The following is a 14,367-nucleotide window of genomic DNA, read 5'->3' on the forward strand; positions in this document are numbered from 1 at the left end:
AAATAGCCGCTGGCCAAAGGACAATGGGGTCATGCTCAATATCAAACGGAAAAACTGGCTATCAATTCAGGAGTGGTTGAGTCAGCGATTACAGTTAGTCTCACAGCAAAAAACTGTTAAACCTGCTTTGAACCTGAATGATCTGGTTTTTAAACTGGCGACAGCCAATGATATTAGTGAAATATTACCCAAAGTACTTGTCGCATTACAGCAAATGGTCAATGAGCCATTTACGCATACAGAACACGGTGATTTACTTGTATTGTTCAGTAATTCCTTAACCTCCGAGTCTTTTTTGCATCATTCACTGGAAGTCGCTCCCGCGCCGAAATTGATTCAGGCACTGCATCAGCATTTCACGATGCGTAGAACTTCGGAAAAAAGCATTATCAACCTGCAGATAAACGCTGCTGCATTTACATTGGTACCGATACGTTTATTTGAGCACGATAATCAGACGGTTTGGCTGTTGATGATGTTTCGTCAGTCCGTGCCAGATGAAAAAAAATTGAAGTGGGAAATGGCTGTGATCGAACAGACCTTGAGTAAAGGTTTGCAGGCCTGGTTTCAACGTGAAAGCAAAGTCAAACAGGCACTTGCTGCAGAGCGCGCAATTTAAGCCGCAGAGTTACATGATTCACTGGCACAGGTACTGGGCTATCTGAAGCTGAAAAGTGCCAAACTGGATAAATTATGCTTGAAAGATGAATATGCCGAGCTAAAGCCGATAACCGAAGATTTGGCTGCCTATACACAGTGTGCCTATCATCAGACCCGAGAGTTAATTACCGCATCACGACTGACCATGCAAAACGAAAGCCTGTCTCAGGGCGTGACAAATTCCGTTCGAGAATTTGAACAACAATCAGCGATTGTGTTTGAACTGGATAATCGCTTACCACTCAATCCGCTTCCTCCCAAACAGTCCATTCAAATTATTTATATTATTCGTGAAAGTCTGAGCAATATTGTCCGTCACTCGCATGCAACACATGCCCGTGTGGCTTTGTTGTTAACCACACCGTCACAACTGCATATCCAAATTGAAGATAATGGTACCGGCATTGATTTTGCGTCGGCACGTCATGATAGTTTTGGTTTGCAAATCATGCAGGAGCGGGCAGAACGGGTTGGCGCCAAGTTAAAGATTATGCAGCGTGCCGCCGGAGGCACAGTCGTGCAGCTGGATATGGATTTGGGGGGATTTGTATGACGCCAATCTCGGTTGTGGTTGTCGATGACCATCCGTTATTTCGGCGTGGAGTCGTGGAGCTACTCAATGACAGTGACGAAATGACGGTGATTGCTCAATATGACTCAGCCAAATCATTGTTACACCATCTCAGTGAAACATATCCGGACATTCTGTTACTGGACCTGCAGATGCCCGATCAATCGGGACTGGAAGTTCTCAAGCAACTACGCAGTCATGACCAGCATCTTAAAATTATTATTATCACTGCCTGCAATGACCAGCAGATGTTGCTGGAAGCACTGCGTTTTGGTGCCAATGGTTTTTTACAAAAAGACACTCCGCCGGATGAAATTCTGGCGCAACTGGTGTCTGCGGTAAAAGGCAATGTAGTGATTAATGCCGGCGCTGTCACCTCATTGGCAACACATCTTCGTGAACATCAAACCGACGCCACCACTCATAGTGGTTCAGCTCTTATCCAGATGACAGAACGCGAACGTGAAACATTGTTTTATATCTCCAAAGGACTAAATAATAAATTAATCGCAAGAGAGCTGGGTATCAGTGACGGTACGGTCAAGGTCTATGTGAAAAACCTGTTACGTAAACTGAATTTGCATTCGCGGCTTGAACTGGCAGCCTGGGCCCACAACCATCAGTCTAGCGAACTATCAGACAGGGAGGGTTGAATGATACTTCTCAAATGGCCCTTAAAAACCTTGTCAGCAGATCACTCTTCGGCACACTTGCTGCTACTGTTGAACAGCCTGAGTGATGTGGTGATGATGTTGAATGAACAGCATCAGATAACCCTCATCAATCATTGTTGGCAGAAGATGACCGGTATCAGTGTTGAGAGTACACAAGGTCAGCCGTTTACCAATTTTTTGCATCCTGAAGATATTCCCAATTGGTTCCAACTGCTGCAGAACATGCGCACTGATTCAAATGAGGTGATCTGGTTTCGTCTGATAAGTGCCAGTGGAGAACTGCGCTGGTGTGAGATGCGCTTGCAGTCGCTCCATAAAAGCCAGCTTTATCCAATGTCCGCTACGCTGTGCGATATAACGCCACAAGTCAGGGACGAACAGGTGCGTCATGCCAGTTATCGCAGTCTGCAGAGTCTGGTGGATCGCTTACCTGCCATGTTATATCGCGCACGGAACAATATCAGCTGGTCGATGGAGTATGTCAGTGAAGGTTGTGAGCTGATCACCGGTTACAGTGCTGAAAATATGTTGAACCAATCCCAGATTTCGTTAGGGGCGATGATTCATACCGAGGATGCCAAATACGTATGGGAGCTGGTACAAGTCGCATTGGAACAGCACACAACCTTCAATATTCAATACCGGCTTACCCGGGCTAATGGTCAGGAAATTGTAGTGCTGGATAAGGGGCGGGGACTCTATTCGGACAGTGGTATGGTTCTGGGGGTTGAGGGAATTATTTTTCAGATAGCGGAATAACGACAGATTTAAATTGCAGCAAAATCGTTTTTTATGATTTATCCAGGACTTACCCTGTTTGGGATACCCCTTGAAGAGGATTTTTCACCACTGCCTGACGAGTTATTTTGATGCTGACAGCTGCTCTTTAAGCAGCCTCATGCGGATAAATAAGAATGGAGAAATCTATGTCAACTCGAATAGCGGTACTCGGCGCCGGACCCAGTGGTCTTGCACAACTCAGAGCATTTCAATCAGCTCAGGCCAAAGGTGCTGAAATTCCAGAGATAGTCTGCTTTGAAAAACAGAGTGATTGGGGCGGTCTGTGGAATGATACCTGGCGCACCGGTCTTGATGAAAATGGTGAGCCGGTGCATGGCAGCATGTATCGTTACCTCTGGTCTAACGGCCCCAAAGAGTGTCTGGAGTTTGCCGATTACACTTTTGAAGAGCATTTTGGTAAACCGATTGCATCCTATCCCCCGCGTGAGGTTTTATTTGATTATATTAAAGGCCGGGTAGAAAAGGCCGGCGTACGCAAATATATCCGCTTTAATTCTGCGGTGCGTAATGTTACTTATGATGATGCCAGCCAACAATTCAGTGTAACGGTACAAGATCACAGCACTGATACGGTGTATGCCGAAGAGTTTGATTATGTGGTCTGTGCCACCGGTCATTTCTCCACGCCAAAAGTACCGACGTTTGAAGGCTTTGAGAAATTTGGTGGTCGTATTCTGCACGCCCATGATTTCCGGGATGCACTGGAATTCAAAGATAAAGATATTCTGCTGGTGGGCAGCAGTTATTCTGCTGAAGATATCGGTTCGCAATGTTACAAATACGGCGCACGTAGTCTGATTAGTTGTTATCGAACTGCACCGATGGGCTATAAATGGCCGGAGAACTGGGATGAAAAGCCCAATCTGGTTCGGGTGGATACTGACACAGCCTATTTTATGGATGGCAGCTCCCGAAAAATTGATGCCATAATTCTATGTACCGGTTATTTGCATTACTTCCCGTTCCTTTCTGATGACCTACGTTTAAAGACCAACAATCGCCTGTGGCCGCTGAATCTCTATAAAGGCGTGGTCTGGGAAGATAATCCGAAGTTTTTCTATCTGGGTATGCAGGATCAGTGGTACTCGTTCAATATGTTTGATGCCCAGGCCTGGTATGTGCGGGATATCATTCTGGGCCGTATTCCACTGCCTTCAAAACAAGATATGAAAGCGCACAGCATGATGTGGCGGGAGAAAGAACTGACGCTGGAAACTGCCGAAGAAATGTACACCTATCAGGGGGATTACATTCAGGAATTGATTGATGCGACGGATTATCCGTCATTTGATATTCCAGCCGTCAATCAGACCTTTCTGGAATGGAAATATCACAAGAAGAAAAACATTATGACCTTCCGGGATCATTCCTATCGTTCCCTAATGACTGGCACTATGTCGCCACCACACCACACCCCCTGGCTGGAAGCGCTGGATGATTCACTGGAAGCGTATCTGTCAGACAAAAGTGAAGTCCCCGTAGCTAAAGAGGCGTAACTGACCTGAATATAGTCTCTAGTAACCAAATGATCGATAAAACCTTTGCGTTTGTTGAGACCGATGTGGGTAGATCAGGGTCGACGGTAACCCAATGATGAAAATATGGATCGAATATGAATGACCGGCAGGTCTCAGCCCGGACGGTGCCATGATAACGGCTGCTGGGAAAGTGACACCGGCTCTCTATCATGCTGTATATGCAGGGGGGGAGTTTGTACATTTGATTGAAGGTGATGTAGTTGTCACGCCTGATAATGGTGAACCACAAAGTTTCGGGCCAGGTGATACCTTTATGCTGGAGAAAGGCTTTAGCGGAAACATGGTTGATTAAAAGTAAATTTTATAAACACTTTGCTATCAAGTTAAAGTAATGATTCAAATTTCAAAAAAGGGGTGTACTTGAATGTCTGCTCCTTTTTTTGATCTACAAGCCCTGGATGGACCGGTAATGATAAAAGCAATTTTTACAGCAAGCGAAAATCTGGCAACTCAACAACAGGTCACGGAAATTGATTTGGTTGCGGGTAAAGGTATTAAAGGTGACCGTAATTTCGACAGAAGCCAATGGCCGGGGCAAAACATCACCTTTATCGAACAGGAAGAAATCAGTGCGTTTAATCAGCTTTTTTCGCAGCAGATCAGTCTGTCTGATACCCGGCGTAATGTGATTACTATGGGAGTCCGCCTGAATGAGCTTGTCGGCCTGGTATTCCAGATTGGGGAAGTGCGTTTTAAAGGCATAGAGTTATGTGAACCTTGTGCGACATTAGGATCACTTTTAGAAAACAAGTCAATAAACAAAAAAGCTGTTGTTAAGGCATTTACGCACAAAGCCGGATTGCGTGCCGATATTCTATCTGACGGGAAAATCACGGTTGGTATGCCCATTAAACCTGTCGTGATGCAGTCTGCAGAATAGATGTCTGCACCACGACAGCAGGCTTTATTTGTCGAGGTGTGATTCCCGATATAACCGATCCAATAAGGCAAACATTGCCTGTTGGCTTTGTTTGAGTTGATTAGAGTTATCCATTAACACCGCTTCCTTTTGTACAAACTCGGTCTCGGGTAACGGATTTTTTTCCAGTGCCAGAAAGGCTTCAACAGTCCCCGGTTCAACTTCCAGATGAAATTGTAGCGCCCAAATCCGGTTGCCATAATAAAAACCCTGACATGGGGTAATCGAGCTTTCGGCAAAAGCACGGGCATTTTCCGGTAACTCAACACAATCGCCATGCCAGCTTAATGGCAGTAAGTCATCGGGCATCCATGACGCTTCAGCATCTATTTTACTAACCGGAAACCAACCAATTTCCTGCTGAGTATTCGGGTACACTCTTGCCCCCAAAGCGGAGGCAATCAACTGACTGCCCAGGCAAATACCCAGCACAGTCTTGTTTGTGTCAATCGCCTCACGGATAAGTTGTTTTTCGGCAACCAGCCAGGGATAGTTAATTTCATCATACGTGCTCATCGGGCCACCCATGATTAATAACCAGTCAAACTCGGCAATCGAAGGTAAGGGATCGGCTTTATCAACCCGATAGGTAGTCAGTTGAAACGGTTTATTGGCAAACCAATGGCGCATGGATCCGATCCATTCGCCATCAGCATGCTGAAAGATAGCCACTTTCTGCATTTGTTACTCCAAATTGTTATGGAAATCAGCTAGCTGGAAGGCGCTAGCTCAAAAACACTGCGAATCGCGGCGCTACGAGCAGTAGGTTCTGTTGTTCGTTTAAACCCCCAGCGGCGGAGGTGATGAACGAACAGCAGGATCCAGCCTAACGATAGCGAATAGGGTGATAAAAAACCAGAGTCTGTTACAAATTTTTCATATGGCTGCTGGTAACGGAGAATCCGCTTTCTCAACTGATAGTCTGGCAATCATCTCTGCCATTTTTACTAACGCTAATTCCACATCACGGTTCCATTTACAGGCCGCAGATAGTCGAATGCAGTTACTGAACTTCTGACTATTGGTAAACATGCTACCGGGCGCAATGCTGATGTTATGGTCGAGCAACTGATTTGCCAGTATGACCGTATCAATTTTTTGCGGTAACTCCAGCCAGATGACAAAGCCACCTTTGGGTTGGGTGATACGAGTCCCTGAAGGAAATAGCTGAAATAATGTGTTGATCAAACGTTGAGTGGCATTAGCGTATTGCTGGCGGACTTGCCTGAGATAGCGGTCATATTGACCACTTTCCAAAATCTGTGCGATGGCTAACTGTCCTGGATTGGCACTGGAAAAATTGAGTACATATTTTAAATATTCCAATCGCTGAGATTTACCATGTGAAGCAACCCAACCCACCCGCACACCCGGTGACAGGGTTTTTGAAAATGATGAGCAATAAATCACCTTGTCATGCAGATCATAGGATTTCAGCAGGGTGGGGCGTAATGCCTGATGAGATAATTCACCATAGACATCATCTTCTATCAGCATCAGGTTTTTGTCGTTTGCCAGTTCAACCAGTTGCTGTTTCTTTTCTTCCGTTAAGCAGGCCCCCAACGGATTACCAAAACTGGCAACCACCACACAGGCTTTAATCGGCCACTGTTCAAGCGCGAGTTCCAGTGCGGCAATTGAAATACCGGTGAGTGGATCTGTTGGTATCTCCAAAGCTTTGAGATTAAGCGATTCCAGAATTTGCAGCAGACCGTAATACGTTGGCGATTCCACCGCTACAATATCGCCGGGTTGTGTACAACTGCGTAAGGCGAGGTAAACGGCTTCCTGACAGCCGTTGGTAATCACAATATCCTCAGCCAGCAGCTGACAACCCTGAGCCACCATACGTTTGGCAACTTGTTGCCGTAAAGGCATTAACCCAGCGGGCTTGTCATAACTGATCACGGCATCAAGATGATGTTTGTGAACCTTGGTTAAATAACGGCTCATCAACCTGATGGGTAAAAAGGATTTATCCGGCACCGCAGCACCCAGACCGATGATGCCAGGTTTGCTGGCATTATTGACTAATTGAAGTGTCATTTGCTGACTGCCAACAGCTTTGGGCTGCGAGACTTTAGAAGATACCTGAGGCAGTTCAATCACTTTACGCGGTTGAGGTCGCACATAAAATCCCGACTTATTCACCGATTCAATGATCCCCTGATCCTCAAGTGCATGATAGGCAGCAATAGCTGTCGAAACACTGATATGACGCTGTTTGGCATAACTGCGAATTCCCGGCAGTTTATCGCCTAATTCATATATACCATCTTGAATAGCTGAATGAATTTCATCGGCTACTTTTTCATAGAGCAACATAAAAGCATCCTGTTTTTCTGCCAGTACAGAGTGTGTTCATTATAAGCGGTACAGATGAAAATAAATAAAACTGTACCGGTATGAAATTAAATTTCCTGAATCTGTTCTGTTTTTAAAACACATTCTATGATTTGTCCAGCAGAAAAAACGGATTTCAATGATGAAAACAGGCCTGTTAATAACCGTGTTGATAGTGATGCTATGGCTGGTCTATAGCGCCAGAGTAGAGACTATTCGCACTCAGTTTCCGGTATGTGAGCAGTTGCAGAAAACACAAGGTGATAAAACACGCTGTTATAAAACCCAGTGGTGGTGGCATTCGGCTATTTAAAGGAAGTGACGGTAATGAATAATGTAAATCAATTTGTCGACAGCTGGCTGGTTGCGTGTAATAAGCATGATTTGCCGGCGATCCTTACTCATTACAGCGAAGATTTTGAGATTCATTCACCCATGCTAATAAGACTTGGAATAAGCACAACCGGAAAATTACAAGGCAAAACGAAAATTGCCGAGTACTGGCAGCAGGCATTGATTTCCTTTCCGGATCTTCATTTTACGTTGCAACAAATCACATTAGGCGTTGACTGTGTTGCGATATCTTATCTATCTGTTATGCAACTACCGGCAACCGAAATAATGTTCTGGAATTCTTCAGGAAAGATAAATAAAGTACTGGCCTGCTATGGATCTGAGAAGGTCATTTCATGATGAATATGATGCACTATCAGTTGATGGCTCGTTATAACCAGTGGATGAATCAACGCCTCTACCTGGCATGTCAATCTCTGTCGGATGACCAACGTAAAGCCGATTTAGGGGCGTTTTTTGGTTCTATTCATAACACGTTAAATCATTTACTGTTTGCCGACTATCTATGGATGGCTCGCTTTGAAAACCAGCCTGTTGCGTATCGTTTAGGCGAAGAAATATTCAGCGATTTTTTAGCGTTATCTCAAGCCCGCGAGCAATTTGATCAACATATTATTGCATTCAGTCAGACACTGACGACGACATGGTTGAAGACAGAAATTCATTATCGTAGCGGCATAGATAATATTATCCGAACGCTGCCTGCCTGGGCCTTGCTCACCCATATGTTTAATCATCAAACCCATCATCGGGGACAAATAACCACTTTATTATCCCAGCAAGGTATTGATGTGGGTATCACAGATATTCCTTGGATGCCTGAGTGGATACCAGCGTCACTTTAACTATTTGATTAAACAATTAAATCTACGTATGCCTCATTTTTGTTCACTTTGCGCACAATTGTGGTGCAAATCAGTTTACAGCTGAGGATTTTTAGGACTACTATCACTCCGGCAACCCTATAGTTGAAAAAGTTATAAATAAAATTTGTCGAGGAACGGGTTGTTAATTTAATAAAAATCAATGGAGAGAAAGTATGTCAAAGTTAACTGCATTATCTATAAGTATTGCTTTATTAGGTGGCATTTGGGCATTTCTAGCGTTAGGTCCTTTAGCCGGCTTTGTTCTGGTCTGGGCGGGATTTATTGCCTGGGCGTGTTTCTTTCATACTGGTGCGGATATGCCAGCATTGCAAAAAACCATCGTCGGCATGAGTTATGGTGCTGTGATTGCAGGTATTGCTTTGTTATTAGCGACAACCAACCCACTCGGATTACCAGGTGTTGTAGGTACGGCTATTTATGTAGGTGTAACCGTATTTTTTCTGGTTATTGTGGCGAGATTTGATTTATTGTCGGTGGTACCTGCTAATGTTTATGGTTATGCCGCAACCGCTGCTTTTGGTTTACAAACAGCGAATGCCGGCAGTGCTATTACAATGGATATGACAAACCCTGTTCTCATCGTCATTCTTTCGACTATTTTGGGTGCCGTGTTTGGTTTGTTATCTGCCAAACTGGCTGCAGCGATGGAAAAGAAATCCTAATTTAAACCGCTAACAGCGGTTTTTTTACAGCCCTTTTCAGGGCCAGCCTTAACTGAGATTTATCTGGTTAAGACTGGCCCTGAATTTTAAACTGCTGCAATGAATTCAGGATATCGAACAGTCATCCATTTTTTGACATGTTGGATATACCCATTTAATAAAACCTATCTGGATGTTTTATGCGCACCACCATTTTTTTAATATTGATTTTAACGACGATTGTTTTAGCTACTTTTCCTTTTTTCTTTACCTGGGCCAATCGTATTGAGCCCAGCTTTATAGGACTTCCGTTCGCCTTTTTATGGCAAATAGCCATGGCATTACTGGGAGCCTTTTTGCTCGCTTGCTGGTATCTCGCCGAAAGTCGGGGCGGTGCCCTGGATATTAGCGTCGAAGCGGAGGAGTCCAAATGATTCCCATGCTGCTGCTGGTCAGCTTTTTTGGCCTGATTTTATGGATAAACCGTCGTCAGATGGGTGTGGATACACTCAATGATTATGCAACCGCCAGTCATAGCATCGGTGTGCTGGGTATTACACTAGGCTTTCTCGCGACCTGGTATGTGGGAGCCGGTTATACCGTATTTTCCGGATTTGCAGTGAGCTTCGGCATGATAGGTATGTATGTGATTCCTTACGGCATCATCACCATGCTGATCATGTATCTGGTGGCTGAGAAATCCTTTATCTGGGGTAAAAAATATAATATCCGCACTCAGTCAGAACTATTGGGTTTGCGTTATCGGAGTGACACCATTCGGGTATTAACCGGATTTGCCGGGGTTGCCTTATCGGTGCCGTGGCTATTGATGGAGTGGTACACCATTGGTTATGTTTTTAATTATGCAACTGATGGTTTTATCAGTCCGTTGCTGGGCATGATTATCGGTATCTTCGTTGTGGTGTTCTATGTTGCACTGGGCGGGATGCGTTCGGTTATCACTGCCAACATAATCCAAGGCTTGTATATGCTCATCGCGGGGTCAGCTATTTTGTTGTGGGTAATTTACACACAGCTGGGTGGTATTGAGGGAGCGATGCAACGTATCCTCGAACAAAGCCCGGAAGCCTTAACTTTTCCAGGTCCTGGCTGGGAAATGTCACCCAATTACTGGATGGCAATTGTCATTACCAGTGGTTTGGGTGGTTTTATGTGGCCATGGGTTTATAACAAATTATTCGCTGCAGACAGCATTCGCACCATTAAACAATCGGTGTTATTTGCTCCAACCTTAGGCATTTTGTCATTTGGTTTATTATTTCTACTGGCCATGGCATTGCACCCTTTACCGTTTGCTCAACAAAATCCACAGGAAGCCATGTTCTGGATTCATAGTCAGGCGGGTGCGTGGCCATTGGGCTTTTTTGCCGTCTTGGTGATGGCTGCCAGTCTGGGCACGGTGAGCAGTATTCTTAACGCTATGTCTACCGCGATTTCAGGTGATTTGGCCCAGGTCATTAAACGTGATATCAGTGAAAAAATGGCCTTGCAAATTGCTCGCTGGTCAGTTGTTATCATGAGTATCGGTGCACTGATTGGTGCGTATATCCGAGAAGGGCAACTGGTATTTCTAGCGCTAATGACCTATCAGGGCATGATCGTCTTATCACCCGTCGTATTGCTGGGTTTATATTGGAAGCGTGCGAATAAAATAGGGGCTATCACCGGCTTTCTGGCGGGTATGACGGTATCATTTGGTTTAACCATATTCGATCCGGCCTTTATCGTGACCTATGGCTGGACGCCAGGGGTCTATGGGTTTTTAACCACGCTGATCATTATGTTAATTGCTGGCTATTGCCGACCGATTGAACCACATGTGGAAAAACTTTGGCAGGATATTGTGCTGGCAAAACGTTCTAAGCCCAAGGATAAATTGGAGACTGCCAATTTGATTTAAGCATGAAGTCGTTGAGTGATTATTTCAAACATCGTGTTTTCATCGCGACTACCTGGCTGATACTGAATAGTATTTCACCATTTGCTATCAGCCAGGAGTCGGGGGGTAATGTTGTACTGTTGCATGGTCTGGCACGCACAGCGGGTTCCATGGATTCGATGGAAGAACAGCTAATTCGGTCAGGCTACGAAGTCTGCAATATTGATTATCCATCACGCAAACATCGTATTGAAAAGCTGGCTCGGCAATATGTTGTGCCAGCGATACAACAATGTTTTGCGGATGCTCGGATACCAGTGCATTTTGTTACTCATTCACTGGGCGGCATCATCGTCAGGCAATTGTCGGTAGCGCATAAGCAGATCAATATCGGCAGAGTAGTCATGCTATCCCCACCTAACAAGGGAAGTGAAGTGGTGGATAAGATCGGCACCTGGGGATTATTTGAGTGGATAAATGGGCCGGCAGGAAAACAACTAGGTACTCAGGCAAGTTCACTACCCAATCGGCTGGGGCCGGCTGATTTCGAGCTGGGAGTGATTACCGGAAATCGTTCGATAAATCTGATTTTATCAACACTTATTCCTGGTCCGGATGATGGCAAAGTCGCGATTGAAAATGCCAGATTAGAAGGTATGCAGGATTTTCTGGTAGTTGAACAGGCCCATCCTTTCATCATGGGTAATCAGTATGTGCAGAATCAGACGCTGAATTTTCTGCAAAACGGTTATTTCGAACATGAGTAAAGCAAATGCCGATCAGCGGGCAAATATCACGCCTTATATAGTCAAAAAACTGTTTAAGTCTGAGATGGTCACTGTTATGGTGGGTATTCGAATTTTAAGGAGAACTCCATGCCGTTTACGACCCGTGCAACCAGATACATAATGCCTTTTTTGTTGTTGATGAGTGCCAGTTTAGTTATGGCAGACGAGCTTCAGAAACATGATTACAAAACACTGTTACTGGACATTCAAATTACCGGTGATAGTACGGTTACGGGTGATAAAGCCGAGAATGAGGCCAAGATCACCAAGTTTACCGAGCACTTACGAAATGAGTTAAATGATAAAACCCGGTTTAACATCATTACTGACGTCACATCACTGGAAAAGCTTGACGCTGCCAATGACAGTATGGATTTACAAAACTGCAATGGTTGTGAAATGAAACTAGCGAAAGAACTTGGAGCCAGTTTGGTTGTGATGCCAAATGTATTTCGTATGAGTCATTTGATTTCGACCTTACATGTTGAATTTAAAGATGTAGAGACCGGTAAGTTAATTAAACGTAAATCCTATGATTTCCGGGGCAATACCGATCAGGCATGGGAAAGAGCAATTAAATACGCTGTTCGTGATTTAAAAGACTGGGATAGAAACTAGTTAGAGAAAGATAACGTCAAGGTTAAATATGATTTAGACACAAAAAACCCCGGCATAAGCCGGGGTTTTTGTGTAAAGGTAACGTTGTTTACCCTGGAAAATACAGGGCTCAACGCTTACTAGATTTTATCGAACGCTGCATTTTCATGACGGATAATTGAAATTATCAATCCAGTAATGATTGCAGCGACACCAATTGAGAATAAACCCAAGATAAACGGACTATCTGCAAAGGTAAAATAAGCACTGACGTTTTCCCATGTGGTAATTGAACTTCCCATAATATTGCTCCTTATGCTTCAGTGTTAGCTAGTTTATTTGGCACATCACCGGTATAGACGGCAGGAACGCTACCTTCTGGATACGGTTTGACCAGGATTTCCACTTCATCGATACCGATATCTTCACACGCTTCAGGTACGCGTAAAGCATTGGCTTTCTTCAATAACAGTGACAAACCATAGCCTGGAACAAAGCCCATCAGACCCATTACAGCAGCACCGATAAGTTGCCCAACAAAGCTAATGGCTGGCAAACCTTCTGCATTTGGCGTTCCGGCAGCAAATACACCGACCAGAATGACTGCAGCGACCCCTGTGAAACCATGAACACTGACTGCACCTACCGCATCATCAATTCCGCGTTTTTCCAGAAATTTAGCGAATTGAATAGCGACGATACCTGTGCAGACCGCGATGATAAAGGCCAGTGAAGGTGAATAAAGATCCAGGCCAGCGGCAACCGAAATAATACCGACCAGACCACCAGACATTGTCCAGAATGGGTCACGTGTTGCGATGTAGCAACCAATGATGCCACCAGCAAAGCCCATCAATGTATTAAAGGCAAAAGCTGAAAGGTTAGTAGGGGTTCCGTAAATGGTTGTCCAACCTGTTTCACCACCATTAAAGATGATACAGCCACCCAGGAATCCAAAGAAACCAAAGATAATCATCATCAAGCCAATTAAGGTCATTGGCAGGCTGTGAGGTGAAATCGTTTGTGCTATGCCATTGATAAACTTGCCTTTACGAGCACCCAGGTTCATCAGAACACCCAGTGTAAAGAAGCCCGCAACAGCATGTACAACACCAGAAGCACCGACATCATGATAACCAAACTTGGTTAACAACCAGCCATCCGGGTGCCAGCCCCAGGCGCCGGCCATAATCCAGACAACACCGCCCAAGAAAATAGTCAGAATCAAGAAGGCACTAACTCTTATCCTTTCAATAACCGCACCGGATAAGATTGAGCCGGTTGTGGCACCAAATAAAGCAAAAGCCGCCCAGAAAATACCCGTTCCCATATCTTGAACATCCGGTCCCATGCTGGCAGACCATGGTAAAGCCGCCGCTGCTTCGATCGGTACAAAGCCATTTGGAAATGCGTTATAGATCCACCAGCCAAACAAATAAAATGCTGGAATAATCAACGCGATGGCAAGAATATTCTTGATACCCGCTGCCAAGGCGTTTTTACTTCGTGAAGCCCCCATTTCATATGCCAGAAAGCCTGCATGGATCATTAACATAATGGCAGTACACCACCAGTAAAAAACTTCTACATTCATGGCCTGATGCATTTCGAATACAGCCTGCTGGGCATCTAGTGCTGCCTGCAAGGATTCTAGTGTTGGCGAGTTTTCCATCTTACTATCCTCATTTTGGTTA

18 protein-coding genes and 2 pseudogenes are annotated in these 14,367 nt (G+C 44.7%); 16 read left to right on the forward strand and 4 right to left on the reverse strand.

What is annotated here, in order from left to right:
* Window positions 1-31 precede the first annotated feature (31 nt).
* The 8 genes and pseudogenes from LGT40_RS13540 (at window position 32) to LGT40_RS13570 (ending at window position 5,124) form a co-directional block, all read left to right on the forward strand.
* A complete protein-coding gene (locus tag LGT40_RS13540) occupies window positions 32-619 on the forward strand; it encodes a hypothetical protein (protein WP_226070757.1) in 588 nt (195 codons plus the stop codon).
* Window positions 620-631: 12 nt separating this feature from the next.
* Window positions 632-787 (forward strand): annotated as a pseudogene (locus tag LGT40_RS16240) (hypothetical protein); the annotation flags it as partial.
* Between the two features lie 18 nt (window positions 788-805).
* Window positions 806-1,213 carry a sensor histidine kinase gene (locus LGT40_RS13545; RefSeq protein WP_264177915.1) on the forward strand — a complete coding sequence of 136 codons (408 nt, stop codon included), beginning with the start codon at window positions 806-808 and terminating at the stop codon, window positions 1,211-1,213.
* The gene (locus LGT40_RS13550) at window positions 1,210-1,884 is read left to right on the forward strand and encodes a response regulator (RefSeq protein ID WP_226070758.1); all 675 of its coding nucleotides are present in this window, start codon (window positions 1,210-1,212) and stop codon (window positions 1,882-1,884) included. Before LGT40_RS13545 ends, LGT40_RS13550 begins: the two co-directional genes overlap by 4 nt.
* The gene (locus tag LGT40_RS13555; RefSeq protein ID WP_226070759.1) at window positions 1,885-2,664 is read left to right on the forward strand and encodes a PAS domain-containing protein; all 780 of its coding nucleotides are present in this window, start codon (window positions 1,885-1,887) and stop codon (window positions 2,662-2,664) included.
* A gap of 167 nt (window positions 2,665-2,831) precedes the next feature.
* A complete protein-coding gene (locus LGT40_RS13560; protein ID WP_226070761.1) occupies window positions 2,832-4,202 on the forward strand; it encodes a trimethylamine monooxygenase in 1,371 nt (456 codons plus the stop codon).
* Between the two features lie 148 nt (window positions 4,203-4,350).
* Window positions 4,351-4,536, forward strand: a pseudogene (locus tag LGT40_RS13565) (cupin domain-containing protein); the annotation flags it as partial.
* 72 nt (window positions 4,537-4,608) lie between these two features.
* A complete protein-coding gene (locus LGT40_RS13570; protein ID WP_226070765.1) occupies window positions 4,609-5,124 on the forward strand; it encodes an MOSC domain-containing protein in 516 nt (171 codons plus the stop codon).
* Window positions 5,125-5,148: 24 nt separating this feature from the next.
* On the opposite strand, the gene LGT40_RS13575 is transcribed toward LGT40_RS13570, so the two are convergent.
* Window positions 5,149-5,844: a type 1 glutamine amidotransferase gene (locus tag LGT40_RS13575; protein WP_226070767.1), complete on the reverse strand. Its 696-nt coding sequence runs from the start codon at window positions 5,842-5,844 to the stop codon at window positions 5,149-5,151.
* 195 nt (window positions 5,845-6,039) lie between these two features.
* Window positions 6,040-7,488 carry an aminotransferase-like domain-containing protein gene (locus tag LGT40_RS13580; RefSeq protein ID WP_226070769.1) on the reverse strand — a complete coding sequence of 483 codons (1,449 nt, stop codon included), beginning with the start codon at window positions 7,486-7,488 and terminating at the stop codon, window positions 6,040-6,042.
* 157 nt (window positions 7,489-7,645) lie between these two features.
* Between LGT40_RS13580 and LGT40_RS13585 the strand changes: the two genes are divergently transcribed.
* The 8 genes from LGT40_RS13585 (at window position 7,646) to LGT40_RS13620 (ending at window position 12,694) form a co-directional block, all read left to right on the forward strand.
* Window positions 7,646-7,819 carry a hypothetical protein gene (locus LGT40_RS13585; protein WP_226070771.1) on the forward strand — a complete coding sequence of 58 codons (174 nt, stop codon included), beginning with the start codon at window positions 7,646-7,648 and terminating at the stop codon, window positions 7,817-7,819.
* 14 nt (window positions 7,820-7,833) lie between these two features.
* A complete protein-coding gene (locus LGT40_RS13590) occupies window positions 7,834-8,199 on the forward strand; it encodes a nuclear transport factor 2 family protein (protein WP_226070772.1) in 366 nt (121 codons plus the stop codon).
* On the forward strand, window positions 8,196-8,705 hold the full coding sequence (locus tag LGT40_RS13595; protein ID WP_226070773.1) for a DinB family protein: 510 nt from the start codon (window positions 8,196-8,198) through the stop codon (window positions 8,703-8,705). The genes LGT40_RS13590 and LGT40_RS13595 overlap by 4 nt, the downstream gene beginning before the upstream one ends.
* A gap of 194 nt (window positions 8,706-8,899) precedes the next feature.
* Window positions 8,900-9,409 carry a DUF1097 domain-containing protein gene (locus LGT40_RS13600; RefSeq protein ID WP_226070774.1) on the forward strand — a complete coding sequence of 170 codons (510 nt, stop codon included), beginning with the start codon at window positions 8,900-8,902 and terminating at the stop codon, window positions 9,407-9,409.
* 179 nt (window positions 9,410-9,588) lie between these two features.
* Window positions 9,589-9,822, forward strand: coding sequence for a hypothetical protein (locus LGT40_RS13605; RefSeq protein ID WP_226070775.1), 234 nt, complete (start codon window positions 9,589-9,591; stop codon window positions 9,820-9,822).
* Window positions 9,819-11,309, forward strand: a complete 1,491-nt coding sequence (locus tag LGT40_RS13610; protein ID WP_226070776.1) for a sodium:solute symporter family protein — start codon at window positions 9,819-9,821, stop codon at window positions 11,307-11,309. Before LGT40_RS13605 ends, LGT40_RS13610 begins: the two co-directional genes overlap by 4 nt.
* A 2-nt stretch (window positions 11,310-11,311) precedes the next feature.
* A complete protein-coding gene (locus LGT40_RS13615) occupies window positions 11,312-12,055 on the forward strand; it encodes an esterase/lipase family protein (RefSeq protein ID WP_226070777.1) in 744 nt (247 codons plus the stop codon).
* Window positions 12,056-12,163: 108 nt separating this feature from the next.
* Window positions 12,164-12,694: a DUF3280 domain-containing protein gene (locus LGT40_RS13620; RefSeq protein ID WP_226070779.1), complete on the forward strand. Its 531-nt coding sequence runs from the start codon at window positions 12,164-12,166 to the stop codon at window positions 12,692-12,694.
* 119 nt (window positions 12,695-12,813) lie between these two features.
* Here LGT40_RS13620 and LGT40_RS13625 read toward each other — a convergent pair whose 3' ends face one another.
* Both LGT40_RS13625 and LGT40_RS13630 read right to left on the reverse strand, forming a co-directional pair.
* A complete protein-coding gene (locus LGT40_RS13625; protein ID WP_226070780.1) occupies window positions 12,814-12,975 on the reverse strand; it encodes a hypothetical protein in 162 nt (53 codons plus the stop codon).
* An 11-nt stretch (window positions 12,976-12,986) separates the two neighbouring features.
* Window positions 12,987-14,345, reverse strand: a complete 1,359-nt coding sequence (locus tag LGT40_RS13630; RefSeq protein WP_226070781.1) for an ammonium transporter — start codon at window positions 14,343-14,345, stop codon at window positions 12,987-12,989.
* Between the last annotated feature and the right edge of the window lie 22 nt (window positions 14,346-14,367).

The sequence above is a fragment of the Methylophaga pinxianii genome, assembly GCF_020447225.1.
GTDB lineage: Bacteria > Pseudomonadota > Gammaproteobacteria > Nitrosococcales > Methylophagaceae > Methylophaga > Methylophaga pinxianii.

Coding starts and splice junctions, on each gene's coding strand:
- LGT40_RS13620 (WP_226070779.1), top strand. CDS start 12,164: ATGCCGTTTACGACCCGTGCAACCAGATACATAATGCCTTTTTTGTTG.
- LGT40_RS13610 (WP_226070776.1), top strand. CDS start 9,819: ATGATTCCCATGCTGCTGCTGGTCAGCTTTTTTGGCCTGATTTTATGG.
- LGT40_RS13615 (WP_226070777.1), top strand. CDS start 11,312: ATGAAGTCGTTGAGTGATTATTTCAAACATCGTGTTTTCATCGCGACT.
- LGT40_RS13585 (WP_226070771.1), top strand. CDS start 7,646: ATGATGAAAACAGGCCTGTTAATAACCGTGTTGATAGTGATGCTATGG.
- LGT40_RS13555 (WP_226070759.1), top strand. CDS start 1,885: ATGATACTTCTCAAATGGCCCTTAAAAACCTTGTCAGCAGATCACTCT.
- LGT40_RS13545 (WP_264177915.1), top strand. CDS start 806: ATGCAAAACGAAAGCCTGTCTCAGGGCGTGACAAATTCCGTTCGAGAA.
- LGT40_RS13595 (WP_226070773.1), top strand. CDS start 8,196: ATGATGAATATGATGCACTATCAGTTGATGGCTCGTTATAACCAGTGG.
- LGT40_RS13550 (WP_226070758.1), top strand. CDS start 1,210: ATGACGCCAATCTCGGTTGTGGTTGTCGATGACCATCCGTTATTTCGG.
- LGT40_RS13560 (WP_226070761.1), top strand. CDS start 2,832: ATGTCAACTCGAATAGCGGTACTCGGCGCCGGACCCAGTGGTCTTGCA.
- LGT40_RS13540 (WP_226070757.1), top strand. CDS start 32: ATGCTCAATATCAAACGGAAAAACTGGCTATCAATTCAGGAGTGGTTG.
- LGT40_RS13630 (WP_226070781.1), bottom strand. CDS start 14,345: ATGGAAAACTCGCCAACACTAGAATCCTTGCAGGCAGCACTAGATGCC.
- LGT40_RS13600 (WP_226070774.1), top strand. CDS start 8,900: ATGTCAAAGTTAACTGCATTATCTATAAGTATTGCTTTATTAGGTGGC.
- LGT40_RS13605 (WP_226070775.1), top strand. CDS start 9,589: ATGCGCACCACCATTTTTTTAATATTGATTTTAACGACGATTGTTTTA.
- LGT40_RS13575 (WP_226070767.1), bottom strand. CDS start 5,844: ATGCAGAAAGTGGCTATCTTTCAGCATGCTGATGGCGAATGGATCGGA.
- LGT40_RS13570 (WP_226070765.1), top strand. CDS start 4,609: ATGTCTGCTCCTTTTTTTGATCTACAAGCCCTGGATGGACCGGTAATG.
- LGT40_RS13625 (WP_226070780.1), bottom strand. CDS start 12,975: ATGGGAAGTTCAATTACCACATGGGAAAACGTCAGTGCTTATTTTACC.
- LGT40_RS13580 (WP_226070769.1), bottom strand. CDS start 7,488: ATGTTGCTCTATGAAAAAGTAGCCGATGAAATTCATTCAGCTATTCAA.
- LGT40_RS13590 (WP_226070772.1), top strand. CDS start 7,834: ATGAATAATGTAAATCAATTTGTCGACAGCTGGCTGGTTGCGTGTAAT.